This is a genomic window from Pseudoduganella sp. SL102, assembly GCF_027856995.1.
GTDB lineage: Bacteria > Pseudomonadota > Gammaproteobacteria > Burkholderiales > Burkholderiaceae_D > Rugamonas > Rugamonas albidiflava.
The window spans coordinates 6321104-6343796 of sequence record NZ_CP115554.1 but is presented as its reverse complement, the minus strand read 5'-3'; the positions used below and the strand labels follow the sequence as shown (position 1 = coordinate 6343796).

Here is a 22693-nt window from a genome sequence, read left to right as displayed (position 1 = left end):
GCACGAACGATGGAGTAGGGGTTTGCTTATGCCGCAAGCGTATAAGGGGAAACGGTGTCGGACATTTTTTCCGGCAAAAGCACCCGGAATAAATGTCCGACACCGGCGCGCCGCTACCGGCATCGAAACTTACTGCCCCGGATTCGTGATGCTGGCGTGGATCGCATCGATCCCCTCCAGCACGTGCTGCGGCAGTTTCACCGCGTACGCGTCGATGTTTTCCGCCAGCTGCGCCAGCGTGGTGGCACCGATGATGGTGGAGCCGACGAACCAGCGCGAATAGCACCAGGCCAGCGCCATCTGCGTGGGCGTCAGGCCGTTGTCGCGCGCGAGTTTCGTGTACCGCGCCACGGCCTCCAGCACGTTGGGGCGCAGGTAGCGCGGGCTCCAGGTGGGCGGGAAGATCGTGAGGCGGCCATGCGCCTTCGGATCGTCGTGGTACTTCGCCGTCAGCTGCCCGAATGCCAGCGGGCTGTAGGCCAGCAGCGTCACGTCTTCGCGGAAGCAGGTCTCGTCCAGGAAGCTGGTTTCGTAATGGCGCGCGGTGAGGTTGTACAGGTTCTGGATCGTCGCGATGCGCGGCAAGCCCTTCATCTCGGCCTGCTTGATGAACTCGGATACCCCCCAGTTCGATTCGTTCGACACACCGATGTGGCGGATCTTGCCCTCGTCGACCAGCTTGCCCAGCGCGGCCAGGGTGTCCTCGATCGCCACGCAGGGGCGCTCGTTGTCCGGATTGAACGCGTTGGCGCCGAAGATGGGCACGTTGCGGCTTGGCCAGTGCAACTGGTACAGGTCGATGTAGTCGGTTTGCAGGCGCTGCAGGCTGGTCTCCACGGCGGAACGCAGGTTCGCTTCGTCGAAGTCCTGCTGGCCGCCGCGCACCCAGTGGATGTTCGGGTTCGGACCGGCCGCCTTGGTGGCCAGCACGAGGTCCGCGCGCCTGCCGCTTTTCTTCAGCCAGGTGCCGATATGGCGTTCCGTGAAGCCCTGCGTTTCCGCGCTCGGCTGCACCGGATACATCTCGGCCGTGTCGATGAAATTGATGCCCCGTTCGATCGCGTAGTCGAGCTGCGCGTGCGCGTCGGCTTCGGTGTTCTGCCGGCCCCACGTCATCGTGCCGAGGCAGATTTTCGTGACGCCGACCTCGGTACGGCCCAGTGTGATCTTCTCCATTGCTCTCCTTTGCTCGACCTTATTTACCCTCGTTCTTACCCTTGTTTGCGGATGGCGTCCGCGCAATCGCGCACCAGCGCCGGGCCCGCGTAGATCAGGCCGCTGTACAACTGCACCAGTTGCGCGCCGGCGTCGATCTTCGCCTTTGCATCCGCGCCGCGCATGATGCCGCCCACGCCGATGATCGGCAGCGCGCCGCCCAGCTCCGCCTTCAGCAGCCGGATTACGCGGTTCGACAGCTCGAACACGGGCGCGCCGGACAGGCCACCCGCTTCGGCGCCGTGCTGCATGCCTTCCACGGCGCTGCGCGACAGCGTGGTATTGGTGGCGATCACGCCGTCGATGTTGTGGCGCACCAGTGCATCGGCGATGTTCTTCACCTGTTCCTCGTCCATGTCCGGTGCGATCTTCAGGGCCAGCGGCACATAGCGCTTGTGCTGGTCGGCCAGGCGCCCCTGCGCATCCTTGAGCTGCGCCAGCAGGCCGTCGAGTTCGGAACCGCCCTGCAGCTGGCGCAGGTTCTTCGTGTTCGGCGACGAGATGTTGACCGTCACATAGCTGGCATACGGGTAGACCTTCTGCAGGCAGTGCAGGTAGTCGTCGGCGGCCCGTTCGATCGGCGTATCGGCGTTCTTGCCGATATTCAGGCCCAGCACGCCTTCCTTGTTCCGGTAGAAGCGCGACGATTGCACGTTCGCCACGAAGGCATCCACGCCGCCGTTGTTGAATCCCATGCGGTTGATGATGCCGTGCGCGGCGGGCAGGCGGAACATGCGCGGCTTCGGGTTGCCGGGCTGGGCGCGCGGTGTCACGGTGCCCACCTCGATCGAGCCGAAGCCCAGGTCGGCCAGCGCGTCGATGTAGGCGCCATCCTTGTCCAGGCCGGCGGCCAGGCCCACCGGGTTCTTGAACAGCAGGCCCATCACAGTGCGCGGGTCGGCTTTCGGCTGTTGCACGATGGTGCGCATCAGGCCGAGCCTGGACAGTCGCCTCAGGTTGTCGAGAGTGAAATGGTGCGCGGATTCGGCGTCCATCGAAAACAGCGCCGGACGCGCGAGGGAATACAGGAATTTGTCGGACATGAGGGCACTATGGGTGAGCTGCAACCGGGGAGTGGATTGCACATTGCCCGCCATTTTACATGCGGTCGCAGGCGGGCCGAAGGCGGGCCGCCCGGCAGGGGCTTACTCGGCGGTGCGCGGCATCACGGCCCACACGCCCTTGCGGCGCGCTTCCAGCGGCTGGAACTTGATCTTGTAGCTCATCTTCGGGCTTTCCTCGATCCAGTAGCCCAGGTAGACATAGGGCAGGCCCAGCTCGCGTGCCTGCTGGATCTGCCACAGCACGTTGTAGGTGCCGAACGATGCGCCCGGCACGTCGGGATCGAAGAAGGTGTACACGGAGGACAGGCCGTCGGACAGCACGTCGATGATCGAGACCATGCGCAGCGTGCCATCGGGTTCGCGGAACTCGACCAGCCGGGTGTTGACGCGGCTTTGTAGCAGGAATTGCGCATACTGGTCGCGGCTGTCCTGGTCCATGCCGCCGCCGGCGTGGCGCGTGCTCTGGTAGCGCAGGTACAGCGCATAGTGCTCGTCCGAGAACGACAGCGTGGCCACGCCGGTGCGCAAGTCGTTGTGCCGGGCCCATGCGCGGCGCTGGCCGCGCGTGGAGGTGAATTCATCGGCCACCACGCGCACGGGGATGCAAGCCTGGCAACCGTCGCAGTACGGCCGGTAGGTGAAGATGCCGCTGCGCCGGAAGCCGTTGCGCACCAGTTCGGAATACACATCCGCATTGATCAGGTGCGACGGCGTGGCTACCTGGGAGCGGGCCTGGCGCGTTTCCAGGTAGCTGCAGGGGTAGGGCGCGGTGGTGTAGAACTGGAGCGCGGCAAAGGGGAGGTCGTTCAGCTGCGTCATGCAGAACCTGTCGTGGGATTGGCGGTTGTTCGTATCATAGCGCGTTCAGGAAAGACACTGTGTTCGCCGTCACACCAACCCGGCTGCCTGGCCGAACGCCTGCCCGGGTCGCCGCATCAACTGCCGGCAACCAGTGGCGGTATCGGCCGCCAGCCGCGGATCCGGGGCTTCGCGATGGCCCCTTTCAGGTGTTCCAGGAAGGCCGCCCGCGGGATGGGGCGGGCACCCAGCGACGCCAGGTGCCCGGTCTCCTGCTGGCAGTCGATCATCTGCACGCCATGCCGCGCCAGGAAATGCACGAGGTAGGCCAATGCCACCTTCGAGCCATCCGAGACGCGCGCGAACATCGATTCGCCGTAGAACATCCGGCCGATCGATACGCCGTATGCGCCGCCCACCAGTTCGCCATCGAGCCACACCTCGGAAGAATGGGCAAAACCCAGGCCGTGCAAGCCCGTGTAGCCGCGAATGATGTCTTCCGAGATCCACGTGCCGGGGCCGTCGCGCCGCGGCGCCGCGCAGGCGCGCATCACCTGCTCGAACGCGCTGTCGAAGCGCACCTGCCAGCGCCCGTCCGTGCGGCCGCTTTTTTCCACCTTCTTCAGCGTCTTCGCCAGGCTGTCCGATATCCTGAATTCGGCCGTATGCAGCACCATGCGCGGGTCGGTGCTCCACCACAGGATCGGCTGGCCCTCGGAAAACCAGGGGAAGATGCCGCGCTGGTAAGCCGCCAGCAGGCGCTCGGGCGACAGGTCGCCGCCGGCGGCCAGCAAACCGGGCGCTTCGGTGGTCAGCGCTTCGGAGACATCGGGGAACGGAGTGTGGGCGCCGAGCCAGGGAATCATGAGTCGCCGCGCATCGGACGCGTGATGTCCTGCGTATGGAAACCATAGCTGCCGCCCTCCAGCACTTTGGCGCGGTCGGCAAAGAAACATTCCAGCGTCGTGTGGATCGTGGGGAAGGCCAGGTCGTCCCACGGGATTTCGCTTTCCGTGAACATTTGCACATCGAGGCTTTCCTCGCCGGGCGCGAAGTCGAGATCGCGCAGCGTGGCCAGGTAGAACAGGTGCACCTGGTGCACGTGCTTGACATTGAGCAGCGTGAACAGTTTGCCCAGCTCGATGTTGGCGCCGGCTTCCTCTTCCGTTTCGCGCTGGGCGGCATCGGCCGTGGTCTCGTTGTTTTCCATGAAGCCGGCCGGCAGCGTCCAGTAGCCATAGCGCGGCTCGATGGCGCGCCGGCACAGGAGCACCCGCAACTCGCCGTCACGTTCCCACACGGGGATCGTACCGATCACCATCTTTGGATTCTGGTAATGGATCGTCGCGCACTGGGGGCAAACGTAGCGGGGGCGGTTGTCGCCGGCCGGGACCATCAGCTCGACCGGGTGGGCGCATTCGGAACAGAATTTCATACAGTTCGGTGTCGGTTGTCGTTTGCCTACTTTACACTGTTTGCCCGCCCCCTTGTACCCGCGGCGCACCGGGCCGGGCATGGCCGCTGACGTATATAGCCGATCTATCATACGGAAAACGAGCATAAATATTGCCTAAACCCGCGAAAGGGCCTATAATTCATTTCATCAGACGCGGGGTGGAGCAGTCTGGCAGCTCGTCGGGCTCATAACCCGAAGGTCACAGGTTCAAATCCTGTCCCCGCAACCAGAATTCCGGAAAAGCCGTCATCGCTATCGAACAGATGCGATGGCGGCTTTTTTCATTGGGCTGTCGTCGGCAGCGTGCCGGGCCAGGGCCCAACTTCCACATTTCAGGCTCCAGGCCGCAAGCTCTTGAACGCTTGGCTACGCGGGCTGCTGTCCTTGCTGGCTCGCAGTCCCGCCGGCTTCCCCGCTGCCCGGGCCGAACTGCCCGGTCAATCGCTTATTCCCATCGGGGCCTCGACGATTCACGTTCGAACGCTGCATTGTAATTTTCCATTTCCGGTGGATGATTCCCGCATCCCATCTGTACAATTGCCATTTCATGAATCAAGGTGGCTGGCATGATGCTAGTGACGCGCCGCGTTCATTCCCTGGCGGGATTTGCAGCGGTACTGGGCCTGCATGCGTTTTTCCTTTATTTCCTGTTGATCGAGCGGTCCGATTCCGGGAAAGCCGTGGCAGCGCGTTATTCACAGCTTCTCCTGATTGTCCTGCCGCCGCCGAAGCCGGCGGTGAGAATACCGGAACCACCGCGAATTCCCGCCGCGAAGCCGGTGCGGGAGAAATCCATTGACACGCCAATCCCCGCCGAAGTCCGATCCCCACTACCTGTCGAAACCCCGGCCGCAATTCCTCCGCCAGATCTATTCAACGAAAATAGCCGTGTCGATATCGACAGCCTCGTAAAACAGGCGGGCAAGGCGGATCGGGAAATCCGCCCGGCCGGCGATATGCGGACATATGGACCGGCACCCGGTTCGATGGAAGCGGTAATGACGCGGGCATTCAACGAAGCCAAACTGGCGGTACCGCTGAAATGGTATGAGGCGGCCCGTATTTCGGAAGTGACCCCGCCGGGTGCGCGCAAGCCGATTTACCAGGTCAAGACGGCATTCGGCACCTATTGCCTGTATTACCCGGACAAGCTGACGGAAGGTACCGGGCAGCCGAAAATGGCCGACTGCCCGCGCAGCATGGGGCGTTGAGCCCTGCTTTTGACATTATCGAGCTGTTTTCACGCTCGAATCTGGTTTGCTCATGCTGCTTTCTGGCTTGATTCGACCTTGTAGAGCCAGGCGATCATCTCGTCGTTCATGCCGCGCCCGACGCGAAGCAGCGGTTCTTTCTCCAGGGCGGTCTTGAACCTGCCGATCGTTTCCGGGTTTTCACCAACCATGTCGTGGAATAAGGCATACTTTTGCAGCGCCACTGCTCTCGACTCCGGCATGATGCCTTCCGGATCGGCTTCGAATTGCGCGCGGATCGCTTCGAACAAGGGATGCCATTCCTTGCCGCGGGAACGCTGGTGGCGGCGCATGCGCTCCACTTCCGCCGGCAGCAGGTATTTTGCCCAGGTGTCGAGCTTTATTTCCCCCATTATCTCGGCAATATAATCGCGCATTGCCGCGCTGATTCCCGTGCTTTCGTGGATCGCCGGCTCGTTTATATGCATTGAATCGAGCCGGGCCATCAGCGCCGCATCGCCGCCGGTATCGCGTTCGAGCATCGTCATCCAGCGCAGCCCCAATTGCTTGGCTTCCAGGCTGCCCGGCAATGTTTTCTCGGCCATGATCTTGCCGACCTCCGCCACCAATGCCGCCCATTCGGCCCGGCAATCTTCATCGTGCACCATGCGCAGGTTCGCCAGTTCTTCCTTTGAAAAATATTTCTCGTACATTTTCATCTGCTCCAATGTGGTCAGCCAATCGGCCAATTCCGGTTGTTCGCCCCGCGCCAGCCGTGCATGCAGTGCGGTCAAATGCGCATGCATGCGAGCCGCCTCGTCGATCTGGTTTTGCAGCGCGGCCAATTGGCGCTCGACGATGGCCAGCGGGGAAGCGCCGGAATGGGCCAGGAAATGTCCGATGTCGGCCAACGGCATGCCGAGCTGGCGCAGCGCCTGGATCTGCTGCAGGCGTGCCACGTCGTCGCGGTGATACAGCCGGTAGCCGGCATCGGTACGGACCGAAGGGCGGAGCAGCCCGATGTCGTCGTAGTGGTGCAGGGTGCGAACCGTCAGGCCCGCGTGTTTCGCCAGTTGTCCAATCTTCAGCATCGTCAGCTCCTCTCTTCGGTAAGGCTATCCTCAAGCCTGACGTGGCGTGAGGGTCAAGCCCTTTTCCGGATCTGGCGATGACGTGGTCAGGCGCTGTCGTCGGGCGGGGCCAGGCTGGCCCACAGGTGAGCCGCGGCCATCGTACGGTGCGGTTGATATTGTTGCAAGATCTGCTCGGTGCGGAGGATGTCCGGCTTGCTGTCTTCGCCGAGCAGGCGCTGCAGGGCGGCGCGGATCGCCACGTCGCCATGCAGCGAACAGTCGGCGTACCCATACCCGCGCAGCAAGCCATAGTTGACGGTCCACGGGCCGATGCCCTTGATGGCCAGCAGGCGCTGGCTGATCCGCTCCAGCGGATTGTCCGGGCCGGGCTCGAGATCGAGTTCGCCGCCTGCGACCAGGCTGGCGAAGCGGTGCAGCGTTTCCGCCTTGGCGCGCGAGAATTTCCTCGCCGTCAGCTCGTCGACGGCGATGCGGGCCGCGTCGGGCGCTTCCGGATAGCACCACAGCCCGCTGGAATGCTGCCGCCCGGCCAGCAGGATGAACGTGCGGCGCAGCGCGATGGCGAAGGGCAGGTTGATCTGCTGGCCGATGATGGCCCAGGTGAGCGCTTCGAACACGCTGGCCGATTGCACGATCCGCAAGCCCGGCTGGCGCTGCACGAGCGCGCCGAGCAGGGGATCGCCAGCTACGAACGCGCAGAACGGCGCCGGATCGATGCGCAGGCCGAGAATGCTGTGGAAGGCTTCGTCGATCCGGCGTTCCAGCGCGGGAGAAATGGCGCCGTCGGCCTGCGCGGTGCAGGTGGCGGCGGATGGGGCGAAACTGGCCGCCAGCACGACCGGCACGCCAGCCAGGATCACGCCCTTGCGCAGCGAGTCCGGCCCGGCGGTTTCGGCGGTGCCTTCGGCGTCGCGGCCGTGGAAGGCCAGCACGTCGCGCAGGCGGTAGCCCGGCGGCAGCGGGAGCGTGCGCGCCAGCGTCATGCCTGTTTGGCCTTGCCGCCGAAGCCCGGCCGGTAGCCGGTGACCAGCGCGGTGCCGGCGATGACGATGGCGGCGCCGGCCAACGTGTACCAGCCCACGACTTCATGCAGGAACAGCGCGCCCCACAGGATGCCGAACAGGGGGCTGATGAAGGTGACCGTCAGGGCGGAGGTGGCGCCGACATCCCGGATCAGCCCGTAGTAGAGCAGGTAGGCGACACCGCTGCACAGCACGCCCAGCGCCACGGCGGCGGCCATGATGCCCACGGTCGGTTCGCCGGGAGCGGGGAAGAACAGCAGCGCCGGCAAGACCATCAGCGCCGCCGTCCACATGCTGCCGTGCGCGTTGGCGAACGGTTCCACGGCCGGCGCCGCCCTGGCATACGTGCTGGCGATGCCGTAATTGAATGATGCGAACAGGGCGGCGGCGATCGCCAGCCCGGCGCCTTCGCGCGAACTGGCGTGGTCGAAGCCGACCAGCAGCGCCACGCCGGCGGTGCCGAGCACGATGCCCAGCAACACGCGGACACTCACCATCTGCCGCTGCCATGCCGCGCCGATCAGCGCGCCCCACATGGGCGCCGTGGCGTTCAGCACGGCCAGCACCGCGGCCGGCAAGGTCCGCGCGGACCAGGCGAACAGCAGGAACGGCAACGCGGAGTTGAAGAAGCCGAGGATGACGTAGTGCTTCCAGTGCCGTTTCCAGTCCAGCGGCTTCTTCATCAGCAGCGCGATCGCCGCCAGGAACAGCGCGGCGAACACCACCCGGTACTCGATCAGCACCGCCGGGCCCAGCACGGGCGCGGCGATGCGCATGAACAGGAACGAGCCGCCCCAGATGGCGGCGAGCAGGATCAGGCGGAACAGGTTGGCGGTGGACATGGTCGTTATCGTTATTGTTCGGCTGACGGCGCGCCCATGCCGGGCCGCGCTGATGCGCCGTGGCCGCCATTGTCGGCGCCGCGGCGGATCTACGCCACCCGGATCTTGCTGTCGAATTCGGCGGCGCAGGCGCTGGTGCCCGGCGCCTCGAGGGCCGCCGCGTGGTTGACCTGCAGCGCCGACGGCACGCCGTTCTTCACCGCCGTCATTTCGGCCAGGATCGAGATGGCGATCTCGGAGGGCGTCTTGCTGCCGATGTACAGGCCGATCGGCCCATGCAGCCGCTGCAGCTGCGCTTCGGTCAGGTCGAACTGCAGTAGCCGTTCGCGCCGCTTGGCATTGTTGGCACGCGAACCGATCGCGCCCACATAGAACGCTTCCGACTTCAGCGCTTCCATCAAGGCCAGGTCGTCCAGTTTCGGGTCGTGGGTCAGTGCGATCACGGCGCTGCGCCGGTCCAGCTGCATGTCGATGACCAGGTCGTCGGGCATGGCGTGCACCAGGCGCACCTCGGGCAGCGTCCAGCCGGCGCGGTATTCCTCGCGCGGGTCGCACACGGTGACGTGGTAATCCATCGCGGTGGCGATTTGCGCGACGAAGCGCGACAGTTGTCCTGCGCCGATGATCAGCAGCCGCCAGCGCGGCCCGTGCTGGGTGATCAGCGCATCCTCCGTGCGGGTCAGCACGTTGCCGGCGATGGCGCGGTCGAGCCGCACGGCGCCGGTGCGCAGGTCGAGCCGGCGTTCCACCAGCTGGTGCTGTTCCAGCCGGTCGAGCAGTTCGGCGATGCGGCTGGCCGCGGACAAGGGTTCGAGCGCCAGCTCGATGGTGCCGCCGCACGGCAGCCCGAAGCGATGCGCCTCGTCGGCGGTGATGCCGTAGCTGACGATTTCCGGGAGTTCGCGCGTGATGCCTTCGCGCCGCACGCGTTCGATGAGGTCATCCTCGATGCAGCCGCCGGACACCGAGCCGACCACGCGGCCGTCGTCGCAGATGGCGAGCGTGGCGCCCACCGGGCGGGGGCTCGAGCCCCAGGTGCGGATCACCGTGACCAGTTCGCAGCGGTGTCCGGCCGCGATCCACGCGGCGCTGGTCTTGAGTACTTCGAGATCGATGCTGTCCATGGCCCGGACTATACTACGGCGCCGTATTCGCCGCCGGCGGCCTGGCGGCCGGCGTCTTCCTTGCCTTGTCCTTGCCGCACACCGCCTTCATCGCCGCGGTATAGCGGCTGCCCTCGCTCACCTGTTCCGCATCGAAGGCTTCGAACTTGTAGGTGCCCACGGCTTCGCCCCTGGCCATCGCTTCGGGGTAGAAGGTCTGCGATTGCAGCGTCACGCTGCGCTCGGCGCAGTCGTACAGGTGCAGCGCCTTGACGGAGAGGTACTGCTTGCCGTCCGGCGCGGTCTGCGGCTTGTCGAAGGATTCGAGCGTCCACGCGCGGCGCCCGTCGCCGCTGCCCGCCTCGCTCTTCCTGATCGAAGCCTTGTCGAGGTACACCCGGCTGTCCTTGGTGCTGCCGGCCTTGCTCCACGTGGCGGCGTGCGCCGGCGAGGGCGCCGCCTGCATCAGGCACAGCATGCAGAGCAAGCCCATCGCAGGCGCGGCGGCACGCAGCATCACGGCACCAGCGGCTTCTTGGCGGCCTGCTTGGCCTTGATGTCGGCCACCGTCTTGTCGATCGCGGCCAGCCGCGGCGCCAGGTTCGGATGCACCGCCATGTAGCCGTTCGGGACGGACGCCGGATATTGCGCCGCCAGCTTCTGCCAGAACGCCTTGTAGCGCTCCACGCCGTAGCCGGCGCGGGCCAGCATGTACAGCGCCAGCGTGTCGGCCGCCACTTCCAGGTTGGCCGCCAGCGGCTTCACGTTGCCCGAGCCGCCCAGTTGCGCCTGGTCGGGCTGCACGCGGGTGACGTTGTCGATGATGGCCGCCACGGCGGCGGTATTGCGCGCCACCGCGGCGTGGCCCAGCACGTTGTGGGCGATGTCCTTGGCCAGCACGTAGGCGATCGCTTCGTCGCCGCCGGCGAAATTGATCATGCCGCGCGTGACCGCGATGCGGCCGCCATCGGCATAGGAGTTGACGTTGTCGGCATTGCCCAGGTCCACGCGCATCGCGCAGGCGCGCGTGACGGGCACCTTCAGCACCTGGGTCTGGCCATCGCGCCCGATCGTCATCGACAGTTGCGTGCGGCCGGAAACCAGCGGCGCGAACACCCCGGCGGCGGCCGTTTCGGCGCCGGGGCCGGTGGGCAGCGCCTTGCCGTCGGCGGCCACCAGCGTGTCGCCCTTGCGCAGGCCGGCGCGCGCGGCACCGCTGCCGGCCAGCACGCCGGACACGCGCAGCGCATCGTCGTAGCCCAGCACGGCCGCGGCGGCATCGGCGTATTCGCCCGGATACGACCACTTGTTCTTCGCCGTGAAGCCGAGCAGGCCGCGCGCCGCGGTGCGGCACAGGTCGACGTTATTGATCAGCAGCGGCGCGGCCACGCGGTACAGGCGATCCTGCTGCGTGACCATGGTGTCCAGCGCGGCCCGTGCCGCCTGCATGCGCGGCGTGATGGGCACGGCCTGTTCGGCAGGCGTGGGCTGGACGGGGGCGGTGGTGCGGGACGAGGGCGCCGGCGGCGTCGCGCAGGCCGACAGCAGCAGGGCTGTGGCAATCGACGCCAGCAGCGTGCCGCGCCGCGCGGATGAGGATGAAGTGGGGTGCGACGCTGCGCTGACGCGGGTTACGACGGTTCCTGCCATGGTTCCTTCCTGGTTGATGCTCAATGCTTGCCGGTGCTGCCGAAGCCTCCTTCGCCCCGTTCGCTCGCACCGAATTCTTCCACCACGTTGAAGCCCACCTGCAGCACGGGCACGATGATCAGCTGGGCCAGGCGTTCCATCGCTTGCAGCGTGAAAGCCTGCTGGCCCCTGTTCCACGTCGATACCATCAGCTGGCCCTGGTAGTCGGAATCGATCAAGCCTACCAGATTCCCCAGAACAATGCCGTTCTTGTGACCCATGCCGCTGCGCGGCAGGATCATCGCCGCATAGCCCGGATCGCCGATGTGGATCGCCAGGCCGGTGGGGACCAGCACGGTCTGGCCAGGCTCGATGGTCAGGGGCGCGTCGATGCAGGCGCGCAGGTCGAGGCCGGCACTGCCGGGCGTGGCGTAGGCCGGCATCAGGTCCTGCATGCGCGGGTCGAGGATTTTTACGTCGATGGTTTTCATGTCATTGGAACAGCGAGTGCCTGCTGGTGCGTTTCGAGATTTCGGAGATCAGCTGGCGGGCCAGCGTCAGTTTCGGTGCCTGCGGCAGGATCGTGTGGCCATGCTCGTCGAACAGCACGATGGTGTTGTCGTCCTGGCCGAAGGTGTGGTGGCCGATGTTGCCGACCAGGAGGGGAATGCCCTTGCGCTCGCGCTTGGCCGAGCCGTATTCGAGCAGGTTTTCCGATTCGGCCGCGAAGCCCACGCAGTACGGGTGGCCGGCCAGCGTGGTGCGTGCCGCGATGGTGGCGAGGATGTCGGGATTTTGTTCGAACTGCAGTTGCGGGCCTTGCGCACCGGCGCCGTCGGCGGTCTTCTTGACCTTCTGGGTGCTGGGGTTGGCCACCCGCCAGTCGGCCACCGCGGCCACCGCGATGAATACGTGCTGGCCATCGATCGTGCGGTTCACCGCATCCATCATCTGCTGGGCGCTCTGCACGTCGATGCGGGTGACGCCATGGGGTGTCGGCAGCGCGGTCGGGCCCGAGACCAGCGTGACGTCGGCGCCGGCTTCGCGCGCGGCGCGCGCCACCGCGTAGCCCATCTTCCCGGACGACAGGTTGGTGATGCCGCGCACCGGGTCGATCGCCTCGAAGGTGGGTCCGGCCGTGATCAGGATGCGCTTGCCGGCCATGACCTTCGGCTGGAACGCCGCCACGATCTCGTCGAGCAGCTGTTCGGCTTCCAGCATGCGGCCCATGCCCACTTCGCCGCAAGCCTGTTCGCCGGCCGCCGGGCCCAGGATGCGGATGCCATCCTCGCGCAGCTGCGCGGTGTTGCGCAGGGTGGCCGGATTGGTCCACATTTCCACGTTCATCGCTGGCGCGACCAGCAGCGGCAGGTGGCGCGGGCGGGCCAGGCACATGGTCGACAGCAGGTCGTCGCAGGCACCGTGCGCCAGCTTGCGGATGAAGTCCGCCGAGCAGGGCGCGATGACGATCGCATCGGCGTCGCGCGTGACATCGATATGGGCCATGTTGTTGCCGACCCGGGGATCCCACTGGTCGGTGTAGACGGGCTTGCCGGACAGCGCCTGCATCGTCACCGGGGTGATGAAGTGGGTGGCCGCATCGGTCATCACCACCTGCACCGAGGCGCCTTCCTTGGTGAGCGCGCGGCACAGTTCCGCCGCCTTGTAGCACGCCACGCCACCGGACAGGCCGAGGACGATCTTCTTGCCGGTCAGTTCCATGCTGTTTCCTCGCCAGGTTGGATGGGCATTAGTCTTATGCTTGTTACTGGGTATGCCTGTTACTCGAAATGCGTGTTACTTGTTCACGCGCCGCAGTTCGTCGAGGACGAGCAGGGCGGCGCCGATGCAGATGGCCGTGTCGGCCACGTTGAAGGCCGGGAAGTGGCCGATGCCGCGCCAGTGGAAATCGAGGAAGTCGATCACGTGGCCATGCACCAGGCGGTCGATCACGTTGCCCACCGCGCCGCCCAGGATCAGCGCCATCGACCAGCAGAACAGCTTCTGGGCCGCATGCTTCTTCAGCAGGTAGACGATGAACAGCGCCGCGCCGATGCCGATCGCGGTGAAGAAGTAGCGCTGCCAGCCGCCCTGGTCGGACAGGAAGCTGAACGCCGCGCCCTTGTTATAGGCCAGCACCAGGTTGAAGAAACTGGTGACGTAGCGTTCTTCGCCATAGGCGAACATCTTCTCGACCGTGATCTTGGTGAGCTGGTCGACCAGGATGATGATGGCGGCGATGCCGAGCCACGGCGCCATGCCGCCGCCGGAAGGCTTGCTGGAAAAGGTTTTTTTGGATTTTGCCATTGTTCTTGTCGGGTCCGTGAGTCCGCCGGAAATATTGCAGAAAAACCGGTGACAGGCACCGGTTCTTAAGAAATGTTTCAAATTAATCAGTGGCGCAGCAGGGTTTCAAGGAGCATGCTCCTTGCTGCGTAGCGGAGATGGCCTGAAGGCCATCTCCTTCCTGTCGCCAGTCTCGCGTTACGCGAAGCGGCGTGCTTCGCCGGCGCCGAACAGGTTGCTGTAGCAGCGGCCGCACAGCGTGGGGTGCTCGGCATGCGCGCCCACGTCGGCGCGGTAGTGCCAGCAGCGTTCGCACTTGGCCGCCGCCGATGCCGCCACGTTGACCGCCTCGTCGGCATCGTTCGCCACTTCGACGGCGCGCGCCAGCGATGTGATGAAGACGAACTTCAGGTCGTCACCGAGGCTGGCCAGTTCGCGGAACTTGTCGCCGGCAGCCTTGATTTCCAGCTCGGCCTGCAGCGACGAACCGATCGCGCCGGAGGTGCGCAGGTCTTCCAGCTGCTTCGTTACCTCGGCGCGTACCGACAGGATCGTGGCGTACTTGGCCAGCAGGGCTTCCGCATCGGCCACCACGGGCAGCTGCCAGAACGTTTGCGTGTAGATCGTCTCGTCCGATTCGGCGAAGGCTTCGCCGGCGGCGAACACGGCCCACGCTTCCTCGACGGTGAACGGCAGCACCGGCGCCAGCATGCGCAGCAGGCTTTGCGTGATGTGCCACAGCGCGGTCTGAGCCGAGCGGCGCGCCGCCGAATCGACGGCCGTGGTGTACAGGCGGTCCTTCAGGATGTCGAGGTAGAAGCCGCCCAGGTCTTCCGAGCAGTAGTTCTGCAGCTTCGACACCACCGGGTGGAACTCGTACTGTTCGTAGTGCTTTTCCACCGACGCCTGCAGCACGGCCAGGTTGGCCAGCGCGTAGCGGTCCGTCTCCAGCAGGTCGCCGATCGCCACCGCGTTGGCCTTCGGATCGAAGTCCGACGTGTTGGCCAGCAGGAAGCGCAGCGTGTTGCGCAGGCGGCGGTACGATTCGGTCACGCGCTTGAGGATCTCGTCCGAGATCGACAGCTCGCCGGTGTAGTCGGTCGAGGCGACCCACAGGCGCAGGATGTCGGCGCCCAGCGTATCGGAGATCTTTTGCGGCGCCAGCGTATTGCCCAGCGACTTCGACATCTTCTTGCCTTCGCCATCGACGGTGAAGCCGTGCGTCAGCAGCGCCTTGTAGGGCGGCCGGCCGTTCAGCATCGAGGAGGTCAGCAGCGAAGAGTGGAACCAGCCGCGGTGCTGGTCGGAGCCTTCCAGGTACAGGTCGGCCGGGAAGTGCGACTGTTCGGCATGCGAACCGCGCAGTACGGTCTGGTGCGTGATGCCGGAATCGAACCACACGTCCAGCGTGTCCTTGTTCTTCACGTAGCTAGCCGCTTCATCGCCGAGCAGCTCTTGCGGGTCGAGCGCCAGCCAGGCGTCGATGCCGCCCTTTTCGATGCGCTGCGCCACCTGTTCCAGCAGTTCCGGCGTGCGCGGGTGCAGTTCGCCGGTTTCCTTGTGCACGAAGAAGGCCATCGGCACGCCCCACTGGCGCTGGCGCGACAGGGTCCAGTCCGGACGGTTGGCGATCATGCCGTGCAGGCGCGCCTTGCCCCAGTCGGGGAAGAACTGCGTGTCGGCGATGCCTTCCAGCGCCGTTTCGCGCAGCGTCGAGCCGCCGTCGATCGGCTGCACGTCCATGCCGGCGAACCACTGCGAGGTGGCGCGGTACACGATCGGCGTCTTGTGGCGCCAGCAGTGCATGTAGCTGTGGTCGAACATCTTCAGCTCGAACAGGGCGCCCGCTTCGCGCAGCGCCTCGCAGATCGGCTTCGAGGCTTCCCAGATCGTCAGGCCGCCGAACAGCGGCAGGGTCGACACGTATTTGCCGTCGCCCATCACCGGGGTCAGGATCTCGTCATCCTTCATGCCGTGCTGGCGGCACGACACGAAGTCTTCCAGGCCGTAGGCCGGCGCGGAGTGCACGATGCCGGTGCCGGAATCGGTCGTCACGTAGTCGGCCAGGTAGACCGGCGAATAACGGTCGTAGAACGCATCGCGCGCATGCAGCGGGTGCTTGAAGCGGATGTTCTCCAGTTTCTCGCCGGTGGTGGTGGCGATCACCTTGCCTTCGAGCTTGTAGCGCTGCAGTGCCGCTTCGACCAGGTCCTGCGCCAGGATCAGCAGCAACGGAGCACCGTCGCGCGAGGTTTCCACCAGCGCGTAGGTCACTTCCGGGTGCACGTTCAGCGCCTGGTTGGACGGGATGGTCCAGGGCGTGGTGGTCCAGATGTTGACGAAGCCGGTCTGGGTGGGCAGCGCCGGCAGGCCGAAGGCGGCGGCGATCTTGTCGTGCTCGGCGAACGGGAAGCCGACGTCGATCGCCGGGTCGCGCTTGTCCTGGTATTCCACTTCCGCCTCGGCCAGTGCCGAACCGCAGTCGAAGCACCAGTTCACCGGCTTCAGGCCGCGGTAGACGTAGCCTTTTTCCAGCAGCTTGCCCAGTGCGCGCAGTTCGTCGGCCTCGTTACCGTAGGCCATCGTCAGGTACGGGTTGTCCCACTCGCCCAGCACGCCCAGGCGGATGAAGCCGGCGCGCTGGCGGTCGATCTGCTCGAGCGCGTAGGCGCGCGCCTTGGTCAGCACTTCGGCGGTCGGCAGGTTCTTGCCGTACAGTTTTTCGATCTGGATCTCGATCGGCATGCCGTGGCAATCCCAGCCCGGCACATAGGGCGCGTCGAAGCCGGCCATGGTGCGCGACTTCACCACGATGTCCTTCAGGATCTTGTTGACGGCGTGGCCCAGGTGGATATCGCCGTTCGCGTACGGCGGCCCGTCGTGCAGCACGAATTTCGGGCGGCCCTTGGCGGCCTTGCGAATGCGCTCGTAGACCTTCTTGTCCTGCCATTGCCTGACCCAGTTCGGCTCGCGCTTGGCCAGGTCGCCGCGCATCGGGAACGGGGTTTCGGTCATGTTGACCGCGTATTTGCTGGTACTCTTGCCGGGGGCCTTGTCGGCCTTTTTTGCGTTGTCGGACATGGTAATTCTTTATGAAGTGAATCTTGGTGAACTGCGCGGTGAGTGTCGGGGCAGGCCGGCACTCAAATTCGGTCGGTGGCGGTAATGGCGCCGCTGCGTTCGCGGAAGTAGGCCCGCGCCTGCGCCGCGTCGCGCTCGATCGCTTCGGTCAGCGTCGGCAGGTCGATGAACTTTTCCTCGTCGCGGATCTTGTGCAGGAATTCCACCTTGACGCGCTGGCCGTACAGGCTGGCGGCGAAATCGAAGATATGCACCTCGAGCAGCACGCGGCCGGCGTCTTCCACGGTGGGGCGCACACCCAGGCTGGCCACGGCCGGCAGCGGTGCGTCGGCGACGCCGTGCACCTGCACGATGAAGATGCCGGACAGGGCCGGCCGGTGCGGCACGCGCAGGTTCAGCGTGGGATAACCCAGTGTACGGCCCAGTTTCTGGCCGTGGATCACGTGCCCGGAAATCGAGTAAGGGTGGCCCAGCAACTGTTCGGCCTGGGCGAAGTCGCCATCGGCCAGCGCCGTGCGCACCGCGGAACTGGAGATGCGCGTGCTGCCGTTCATCACGGTGGGCAGCGTTTCGACATGGAAGCCGTAACGCTCGCCCGCTTCCTGCAGCAGCTGCACATTGCCGGCGCGGCGCGCGCCATAGCAGAAGTCGTCGCCGACCATCAGCCACTTGACGTGCAGGCCGTCGACCAGCACGCGTTCGGTGAAATCCTGCGGGGTGAGGGCGGCGAAGCTGTCGGAGAAATGCTCGACGATGACACGGTCGATGCCGTTTGCTTCCAGCGAAGCCAGCTTGTCGCGCAGGTTGGCGATGCGGGGCGGCGCTTTCGACAGGTCTTTCAGCTTGTGGGCAAAGAATTCGCGCGGATGCGGCTCGAAGGTCATCACGGCCGCTTCCAGGCCGAGGCGCGAGGCGGCGGTGCGGACGTGGGCCAGCAATGCCTGGTGTCCACGGTGGACGCCGTCGAAATTGCCGATCGTAAGGGCGCAGGGCGCACGGGACGCTGCGTTGGGAAGTCCGCGAAATACCTTCATGGATATGAAATCTTTTGCCTGAACCAGGGATTATACGGCGCTTTTACAAATTCACATGGGAAATGCCGCAGCGCACCAGAGCAGGCCGCTGGCGCCCATGTAAAAAAGCGCCGCCTGCAGAGCAGGGCGGCGCTTTCCGGCGAGCGTGGCGGGGATCAGGCCGCGACGTTCGGGTTGTTGGCGTACAGGGTCCAGTAGCGAGCCAGGTCGGCTTCGCCGGCCGTGCCCTTGACGTTCTTCAGTGCGGAGATGGCCTGCGACTTCTTGCCAGCGCTCAGCAGTGCGACGCCGTAGTGCAGCTTCATTTCTTCCGGACGGCGCGCGGTGCCGAACTTCAGGGCCTGGTCCATCAGGGCGATGCCCTGGTCGGCCTTGCCTGCCGACACCATGGCGTAGCCCATGTTGAACAGGCCATCGGCATCCTTGTTGGCGATCAGCGTGGTTTGCTGGGTCGCCTGCGCCGCGGTATTGTCGGCCAGGGTCTTGTTCGCCAGGTCTTTCAGGCGCTGGTGACGGGCCGCGTCGGTACCGGTGCCCAGCGCGCCTTTCTTGTAGCCCTGGTCGATGATCTTGATCGCTTCAGGCGCATTGCCGGCTTGCAGTGCCAGCTGGGCCATTTCCATGTATTCCGAAGGCTTGGTCAGCTGGCCCAGCGCCAGGCGCAGGCGCAGCACATCCAGGCCCAGGGTGCGCGAGAAGCCCGGCTTGCCTTGGACACGGTTCAGCAGGTCGGCCCAGTAGCTGGCTTTCGGGTAGCTGCCGGCCAGTTTCTCGATGGTCTGCACGTAGCCGGTCTTGTCGTTCTGCTTCAGCTGGATATTGGCCAGCATCTGCAGGTTTTCTTCCGACTGCCTGCCCGACTTCAGCGCGGCGGCGGCTTCGTTGAAGCGGCCGCTGATGAAGTAGGTCTGCGTCAGCAGCTGCTGCATCGTCGAGTTGTTCGGGTTGTCCTTCAGCACGCCCTGGATCGCGGTGATCGCTTTCGGGTAATCCTTGGCGCGGTAGTACATGCCGGCCAGGCCTTCCTGGAATTTGCCTTTTTCCGAAGCGGACAGGCGGCCCGAGGCGATCAGCGTCTCGAACGCGCGGATGGCGGTCGGCGTGTCGCCTGCGGTCGAAGCGGCGGCGGCGCGCACGCGCTCGATCTGGTATTTCTCGAATTCAGTCTTGTTGCCGACGGCATCGGCGTCCTTCAGCTTGGCCACCGCTTCGCGGGCCTTGCCGCTGCTCAGCAGGCGCTGCGCTTCCTGCAATGGTTTGCCCACATCGGCACGGACCGTATCGGCAGCATGGGCAGCGGACACCAGGCCAGCCATGGGAGCTGCAGCGGTAAAGCCGATGGCGGCCATTACCAGGCCGAGATGGGCGAGACGGAACTTGGACATAAGCGAGGTATCTTTCATCAAAAAACAAGAATAGGCAGGATAACCCGCCTATCGTGGAAAATAAAGAGCCGTACTCCTGAGTTTCAAAAGTTACTCGCACTTACAAAAATCGCGGTACCGAAGTACCGCGATCTTTGTATGCCAGGAATCGAAACTGTCCAGGAAAATACTTTACTGGAACTGCTCGTTACCGACGAGGCCGATCTTCGTGACGCCCAGGCGCTGGGCCGCGGCCATCACGCCTGCAACAGCGTTGTACTCGACCAGCTTGTTGGGACGCAGGTGCACTTCCGGCTGATCAGCCTGTGCCGCCACGTTCATCAGCTTCTGCTCCAGCGTGGCGCGATCCGGGATGGTTTGGCCATCCCACAGGATCGTACCGTCGAAGTCCACGTCGATCGTCACGACCACCGGCTCCACCGTCGATGGCGGCGGCGTACCGACCGGCATGTTCAGGTTCACCGAGTGATTCGCTTTCGGGATCGTAATAATCAGCATAATGATCAGCACCAGCATCACGTCGATGAGCGGTGTCATGTTCATTTCCATCATTGGTTCCGGATCCGCATTGGGAGCGGCGCTGCCCGAACCGACATTCATACTCATGGGTGTGTTCCTTTTGAAAGACTGCCCGGCCGGTCAATGAAACCTGGCCAGCCGGGCAGGGGCCTTACATCTTGTCAGGCGGTTCGGTGATGAAACCAACCTTCTGGATGCCAGCGCGCTGGGTCGTGAAGATCACGCGGCCGATGGACTCATACTTGACTTCTTTATCGCCACGTACGTGTACTTCGGGTTGCGGCACCTTCACAGCCTCGACCTTCAGAAAATCGAACAACTCATTAGTGTCCGCCATTTTCTTCTGATTCCAGTAGATGTCACCGTCCTTGTTGACGACGATATTGACATTTTCCGGTTTGGTTTGAATAACCTGGTTGACCTCTTCCGGCAGAGTAATCTTCTGCAGTTTGAGAACGACCGGGCTAGTAATCAGGAAGATGATCAGGAGAACCAACATGATGTCCACGAGGGGCGTCGTGTTGATCTCCGACATTACCTGGTCTTCGCCGCTATCGGAGCCTACGGACATCGACATGGTATTAGCCTACTTTTTTCGCACGAGTAGCGGAGTCAGCGGTGGACATCGCGCCGGAGATCAGCACCGAGTGCACGTCTGCAGCGAAGGTACGCACTTCTTCCATCGCGGTCTTGTTACGACGCACCAGCCAGTTGTAGCCCAGAACGGCAGGAACTGCGACTGCCAGACCGAATGCCGTCATGATCAGTGCTTCACCGACCGGACCTGCAACCTTGTCGATCGACGCGTTACCGGTCATACCGATGTTGGTCAGTGCACCGTAAATACCCCACACCGTACCGAACAGACCGATGAACGGTGCGGTCGAGCCCACGGTTGCCAGGAACGACAGGCCGTCTTGCAGACGCGACTGGACTTTGTCCACGGCGCGCTGGATCGACATCGTCACCCAGGTCGACAGGTCGATCTGCTCCAGCAGGGCGCCGTCGTGGTGAGCGGAAGCCTTGGTGCCGGATTCGGCGATGAAGCGGAACGGCGAGCCTTCGGCCAGGGTCGTGGTGCCGGCAGCGATCGACGATGCTTTCCAGAACTTGGCAGACGTTTCACGGGCTTGACGCATGATTTTCATCTGGTCCAGGAACTTGGTGATGATGATGTACCACGAACCGATCGACATGATCGACATGATGATGATGGTGCCTTTCGGGACAATGCCCGATTCCCAGGCTGCCTTGATACCGAATGGGTTTTCCACTTCTTCCTTGCCAGCTGCGCCGTGGCCGCCGGCATCGGCTGCCGCGTCACCTGCTGGTGCGGCTGCCGCGTCGGCTGCCGGTGCGGCTGCTGCGTCGGCTGCCGGTGCTGCTGCCGCATCCGCTGCCGGCGCTGCAGGCGCATCCGCGGCGGCCGGGGCAGGTGCGTCGGCCATGGCCGGCGCGCTCACCAGGGCAGATGCTGCGGTCACCGAGAACAGCACAGCGGCCAGTACAGCGGACAAACGGGTATTCTTAAACATGCTTCCTCCAAATTGATAAAAGATCAGTTCGCTGAACGTAACGACAACGAATCTTGCTAAATGAGACTTTGTCTCGGGTTATTCCAGCGTCCAGACGTATTGCATTTGCATCCACGCTTGTTCCGGCTTGCCGTCTACCATGGTCGGCTTGAACTTGCACTTGCCGATACCATTCACAGCCGCCTTGTCCAAGTCCCGGAAGCCACTGGATTTCACGATCTTGGAATCGGCAACGCGACCGTCGACCCCAATCAGGAACGATAAGGTTACCGTGCCCGTTTCTTCGTTACGCAGCGACGACTTCGGCCATTCCGGCTTCGCGCAGGTGCTGAAGTCAGCCACTGCGGGAATACGTACGGACTGGGCCGGAGGTGCCGGCGGCGCAGGAGGTGCCGGTGGTGCCGGTTTCGCCAGTTCGTTCGTTGCCGGTTTCACGTTGGTCGCGTTGGCGATCACGTTCTGCGGCGGCGGCGGCTGCTGCACGTTCACTTCGACTGGCGGAATGAACGGCGGTGGCGGCGCTTTCATCTCCGGCGGCGGAGGCGGCGGAGGCAGCTCCTTCGGCGGCGGCGGAGCGACCTCTTCGATGATCTTGGTTTCAACCGGCTCGATCATTTTAGTGATCATCCGTTTGCCCAAGCCCGACACGATCCCGTAACCAGCGACTATGTGCAAGGCCACCACTACCACGATGCCGGTATAGTTCTTTTTGACCTTCCCGTTATCACTAAAATTCATGCCTGCTTTCTCCAATACCTACTCTACTTGAACCCCAAAATAGCGACACAAAGCTACAGCCGCATCCGGGACGTCGGCGAATTATACATACGAATTCTTCATTGTACATAGAATTTTGGGCTCAAAAAACTGGTTAAATTTCATGCCCTTAGCTGCACACCTGCACCAATCTGGCGTCCGTTCCAGGGCACCGCTGACCAACGCTGTGCAAGCCGGTCAGGCAATGCCATGAAGTTTTCCGAATGCGAAAAAAACAGAATTTTCTGCGCGCTTTCCTCCCTTCGAGCAATGTAAAATTTGGTACCGAATTTTGCTTTTTCTACATAATGGGAGCGGTACCTTGGCCTCTCCAGTATATGCAGTTTACGGCCCGGGTGGAGCACCCGAATACAAAAAAAACAAGCTTGAAAGTTCACTACAGAAAATCTGCCGAGATCGCGGCGAAATGTAAGTGCGGTCCAGCCGGTCTGTCAAGGCGGTCAGACCAGTCTGCGGCAAACAGGAGAGCGGAGGACAGTTTCAGGCGGACGCGCGTTACCCGTCACAAGGCGGCGCCGGCTGGCAGGTATACAGAAGGCCAGCGGAAAGGCGGGCAGGAAGGTCAGCAGGAAGGTCAGCAGAAAGTCAGCAGAAAGTCAGCAGGAAGGAAAGACCGGGCAGGGGCGTTGAACGCCCTGGTTTGTCCGCCTCGTACGCGATGAA

General features: G+C 63.9%; 22 protein-coding genes and 1 tRNA gene. 2 read left to right on the top strand and 21 right to left on the bottom strand.

Translation table 11 applies throughout. The features are described from left to right. Positions 1 to 129 precede the first annotated feature (129 nt). The 5 genes from OU994_RS26870 to OU994_RS26850 form a co-directional block, all read right to left on the bottom strand. Positions 130 to 1176 (bottom strand): aldo/keto reductase, encoded by a 1047-nt coding sequence (locus tag OU994_RS26870; RefSeq protein WP_281608408.1) that lies wholly within the window; start codon positions 1174 to 1176, stop codon positions 130 to 132. A 35-nt stretch (positions 1177 to 1211) separates the two neighbouring features. Further along, entirely contained in the window at positions 1212 to 2258 is a 1047-nt protein-coding gene (locus tag OU994_RS26865; protein ID WP_281608407.1) for a quinone-dependent dihydroorotate dehydrogenase, read from the bottom strand. Positions 2259 to 2360: 102 nt separating this feature from the next. Then, positions 2361 to 3098 (bottom strand): arginyltransferase, encoded by a 738-nt coding sequence (locus tag OU994_RS26860; RefSeq protein WP_131144272.1) that lies wholly within the window; start codon positions 3096 to 3098, stop codon positions 2361 to 2363. Between the two features lie 116 nt (positions 3099 to 3214). Further along, entirely contained in the window at positions 3215 to 3943 is a 729-nt protein-coding gene (aat, locus tag OU994_RS26855) for a leucyl/phenylalanyl-tRNA--protein transferase (protein ID WP_281608406.1), read from the bottom strand. After that, entirely contained in the window at positions 3940 to 4512 is a 573-nt protein-coding gene (locus OU994_RS26850; RefSeq protein ID WP_281608405.1) for an NUDIX hydrolase, read from the bottom strand. Before OU994_RS26850 ends, aat begins: the two co-directional genes overlap by 4 nt. A 173-nt stretch (positions 4513 to 4685) precedes the next feature. On the opposite strand from OU994_RS26850, the gene OU994_RS26845 reads away from it, so the two are divergent. Next, positions 4686 to 4762, top strand: a tRNA-Met gene (locus OU994_RS26845). A 337-nt stretch (positions 4763 to 5099) separates the two neighbouring features. After that, on the top strand, positions 5100 to 5744 hold the full coding sequence (locus tag OU994_RS26840) for a hypothetical protein (RefSeq protein WP_281608404.1): 645 nt from the start codon (positions 5100 to 5102) through the stop codon (positions 5742 to 5744). A gap of 50 nt (positions 5745 to 5794) precedes the next feature. On the opposite strand, the gene OU994_RS26835 is transcribed toward OU994_RS26840, so the two are convergent. The 16 genes from OU994_RS26835 to OU994_RS26760 all read right to left on the bottom strand — a co-directional run bounded on the left by OU994_RS26835 (position 5795) and on the right by OU994_RS26760 (position 21991). After that, positions 5795 to 6814 carry a MerR family transcriptional regulator gene (locus OU994_RS26835; RefSeq protein WP_281608403.1) on the bottom strand — a complete coding sequence of 340 codons (1020 nt, stop codon included), beginning with the start codon at positions 6812 to 6814 and terminating at the stop codon, positions 5795 to 5797. An 86-nt stretch (positions 6815 to 6900) separates the two neighbouring features. Beyond that, on the bottom strand, positions 6901 to 7800 hold the full coding sequence (locus tag OU994_RS26830; protein ID WP_281608402.1) for a DNA-3-methyladenine glycosylase: 900 nt from the start codon (positions 7798 to 7800) through the stop codon (positions 6901 to 6903). Continuing rightward, positions 7797 to 8681, bottom strand: a complete 885-nt coding sequence (locus tag OU994_RS26825; protein ID WP_281608401.1) for a DMT family transporter — start codon at positions 8679 to 8681, stop codon at positions 7797 to 7799. The genes OU994_RS26830 and OU994_RS26825 overlap by 4 nt, the downstream gene beginning before the upstream one ends. Positions 8682 to 8770: 89 nt before the next feature. Then, entirely contained in the window at positions 8771 to 9805 is a 1035-nt protein-coding gene (locus OU994_RS26820) for an XdhC family protein (RefSeq protein WP_281608400.1), read from the bottom strand. Positions 9806 to 9818: 13 nt separating this feature from the next. Next, the gene (locus tag OU994_RS26815; RefSeq protein WP_281608399.1) at positions 9819 to 10301 is read right to left on the bottom strand and encodes a surface-adhesin E family protein; all 483 of its coding nucleotides are present in this window, start codon (positions 10299 to 10301) and stop codon (positions 9819 to 9821) included. After that, a complete protein-coding gene (locus OU994_RS26810) occupies positions 10301 to 11434 on the bottom strand; it encodes a M48 family metallopeptidase (protein WP_281608398.1) in 1134 nt (377 codons plus the stop codon). The genes OU994_RS26815 and OU994_RS26810 overlap by 1 nt, the downstream gene beginning before the upstream one ends. Before the next feature lie 20 nt (positions 11435 to 11454). Then, positions 11455 to 11904 carry a dUTP diphosphatase gene (gene dut / locus OU994_RS26805; protein ID WP_131144281.1) on the bottom strand — a complete coding sequence of 150 codons (450 nt, stop codon included), beginning with the start codon at positions 11902 to 11904 and terminating at the stop codon, positions 11455 to 11457. 1 nt (position 11905) lies between these two features. Beyond that, positions 11906 to 13135, bottom strand: a complete 1230-nt coding sequence (gene coaBC / locus OU994_RS26800; RefSeq protein WP_281608397.1) for a bifunctional phosphopantothenoylcysteine decarboxylase/phosphopantothenate--cysteine ligase CoaBC — start codon at positions 13133 to 13135, stop codon at positions 11906 to 11908. Positions 13136 to 13210: 75 nt separating this feature from the next. Continuing rightward, positions 13211 to 13720, bottom strand: a complete 510-nt coding sequence (lspA, locus tag OU994_RS26795) for a signal peptidase II (protein ID WP_131144283.1) — start codon at positions 13718 to 13720, stop codon at positions 13211 to 13213. Positions 13721 to 13897: 177 nt separating this feature from the next. Further along, the gene (gene ileS / locus OU994_RS26790; protein WP_281608396.1) at positions 13898 to 16780 is read right to left on the bottom strand and encodes an isoleucine--tRNA ligase; all 2883 of its coding nucleotides are present in this window, start codon (positions 16778 to 16780) and stop codon (positions 13898 to 13900) included. Between the two features lie 62 nt (positions 16781 to 16842). Then, on the bottom strand, positions 16843 to 17814 hold the full coding sequence (locus OU994_RS26785) for a bifunctional riboflavin kinase/FAD synthetase (RefSeq protein WP_281608395.1): 972 nt from the start codon (positions 17812 to 17814) through the stop codon (positions 16843 to 16845). Between the two features lie 155 nt (positions 17815 to 17969). Next, complete coding sequence (locus tag OU994_RS26780) at positions 17970 to 19199, bottom strand: tetratricopeptide repeat protein (RefSeq protein WP_281608394.1); 1230 nt, start codon at positions 19197 to 19199, stop codon at positions 17970 to 17972. Between the two features lie 171 nt (positions 19200 to 19370). Then, positions 19371 to 19805: a biopolymer transporter ExbD gene (locus OU994_RS26775; RefSeq protein WP_281608393.1), complete on the bottom strand. Its 435-nt coding sequence runs from the start codon at positions 19803 to 19805 to the stop codon at positions 19371 to 19373. A gap of 64 nt (positions 19806 to 19869) precedes the next feature. After that, complete coding sequence (locus OU994_RS26770) at positions 19870 to 20295, bottom strand: biopolymer transporter ExbD (RefSeq protein WP_281608392.1); 426 nt, start codon at positions 20293 to 20295, stop codon at positions 19870 to 19872. A gap of 4 nt (positions 20296 to 20299) precedes the next feature. Beyond that, a complete protein-coding gene (locus OU994_RS26765) occupies positions 20300 to 21253 on the bottom strand; it encodes a MotA/TolQ/ExbB proton channel family protein (RefSeq protein ID WP_281608391.1) in 954 nt (317 codons plus the stop codon). Positions 21254 to 21331: 78 nt separating this feature from the next. Continuing rightward, positions 21332 to 21991 (bottom strand): energy transducer TonB, encoded by a 660-nt coding sequence (locus tag OU994_RS26760; RefSeq protein WP_281608390.1) that lies wholly within the window; start codon positions 21989 to 21991, stop codon positions 21332 to 21334. Positions 21992 to 22693 lie beyond the last annotated feature (702 nt).

Bases quoted from the DNA above. Each gene is read 5' to 3' on its own strand.
- OU994_RS26870 (WP_281608408.1), bottom strand. From the start codon at position 1,176: ATGGAGAAGATCACACTGGGCCGTACCGAGGTCGGCGTCACGAAAATC.
- OU994_RS26865 (WP_281608407.1), bottom strand. From the start codon at position 2,258: ATGTCCGACAAATTCCTGTATTCCCTCGCGCGTCCGGCGCTGTTTTCG.
- OU994_RS26860 (WP_131144272.1), bottom strand. From the start codon at position 3,098: ATGACGCAGCTGAACGACCTCCCCTTTGCCGCGCTCCAGTTCTACACC.
- aat (WP_281608406.1), bottom strand. From the start codon at position 3,943: ATGATTCCCTGGCTCGGCGCCCACACTCCGTTCCCCGATGTCTCCGAA.
- OU994_RS26850 (WP_281608405.1), bottom strand. From the start codon at position 4,512: ATGAAATTCTGTTCCGAATGCGCCCACCCGGTCGAGCTGATGGTCCCG.
- OU994_RS26840 (WP_281608404.1), top strand. From the start codon at position 5,100: ATGATGCTAGTGACGCGCCGCGTTCATTCCCTGGCGGGATTTGCAGCG.
- OU994_RS26835 (WP_281608403.1), bottom strand. From the start codon at position 6,814: ATGCTGAAGATTGGACAACTGGCGAAACACGCGGGCCTGACGGTTCGC.
- OU994_RS26830 (WP_281608402.1), bottom strand. From the start codon at position 7,800: ATGACGCTGGCGCGCACGCTCCCGCTGCCGCCGGGCTACCGCCTGCGC.
- OU994_RS26825 (WP_281608401.1), bottom strand. From the start codon at position 8,681: ATGTCCACCGCCAACCTGTTCCGCCTGATCCTGCTCGCCGCCATCTGG.
- OU994_RS26820 (WP_281608400.1), bottom strand. From the start codon at position 9,805: ATGGACAGCATCGATCTCGAAGTACTCAAGACCAGCGCCGCGTGGATC.
- OU994_RS26815 (WP_281608399.1), bottom strand. From the start codon at position 10,301: ATGCTGCGTGCCGCCGCGCCTGCGATGGGCTTGCTCTGCATGCTGTGC.
- OU994_RS26810 (WP_281608398.1), bottom strand. From the start codon at position 11,434: ATGGCAGGAACCGTCGTAACCCGCGTCAGCGCAGCGTCGCACCCCACT.
- dut (WP_131144281.1), bottom strand. From the start codon at position 11,904: ATGAAAACCATCGACGTAAAAATCCTCGACCCGCGCATGCAGGACCTG.
- coaBC (WP_281608397.1), bottom strand. From the start codon at position 13,135: ATGGAACTGACCGGCAAGAAGATCGTCCTCGGCCTGTCCGGTGGCGTG.
- lspA (WP_131144283.1), bottom strand. From the start codon at position 13,720: ATGGCAAAATCCAAAAAAACCTTTTCCAGCAAGCCTTCCGGCGGCGGC.
- ileS (WP_281608396.1), bottom strand. From the start codon at position 16,780: ATGTCCGACAACGCAAAAAAGGCCGACAAGGCCCCCGGCAAGAGTACC.
- OU994_RS26785 (WP_281608395.1), bottom strand. From the start codon at position 17,814: ATGAAGGTATTTCGCGGACTTCCCAACGCAGCGTCCCGTGCGCCCTGC.
- OU994_RS26780 (WP_281608394.1), bottom strand. From the start codon at position 19,199: ATGTCCAAGTTCCGTCTCGCCCATCTCGGCCTGGTAATGGCCGCCATC.
- OU994_RS26775 (WP_281608393.1), bottom strand. From the start codon at position 19,805: ATGAGTATGAATGTCGGTTCGGGCAGCGCCGCTCCCAATGCGGATCCG.
- OU994_RS26770 (WP_281608392.1), bottom strand. From the start codon at position 20,295: ATGTCGATGTCCGTAGGCTCCGATAGCGGCGAAGACCAGGTAATGTCG.
- OU994_RS26765 (WP_281608391.1), bottom strand. From the start codon at position 21,253: ATGTTTAAGAATACCCGTTTGTCCGCTGTACTGGCCGCTGTGCTGTTC.
- OU994_RS26760 (WP_281608390.1), bottom strand. From the start codon at position 21,991: ATGAATTTTAGTGATAACGGGAAGGTCAAAAAGAACTATACCGGCATC.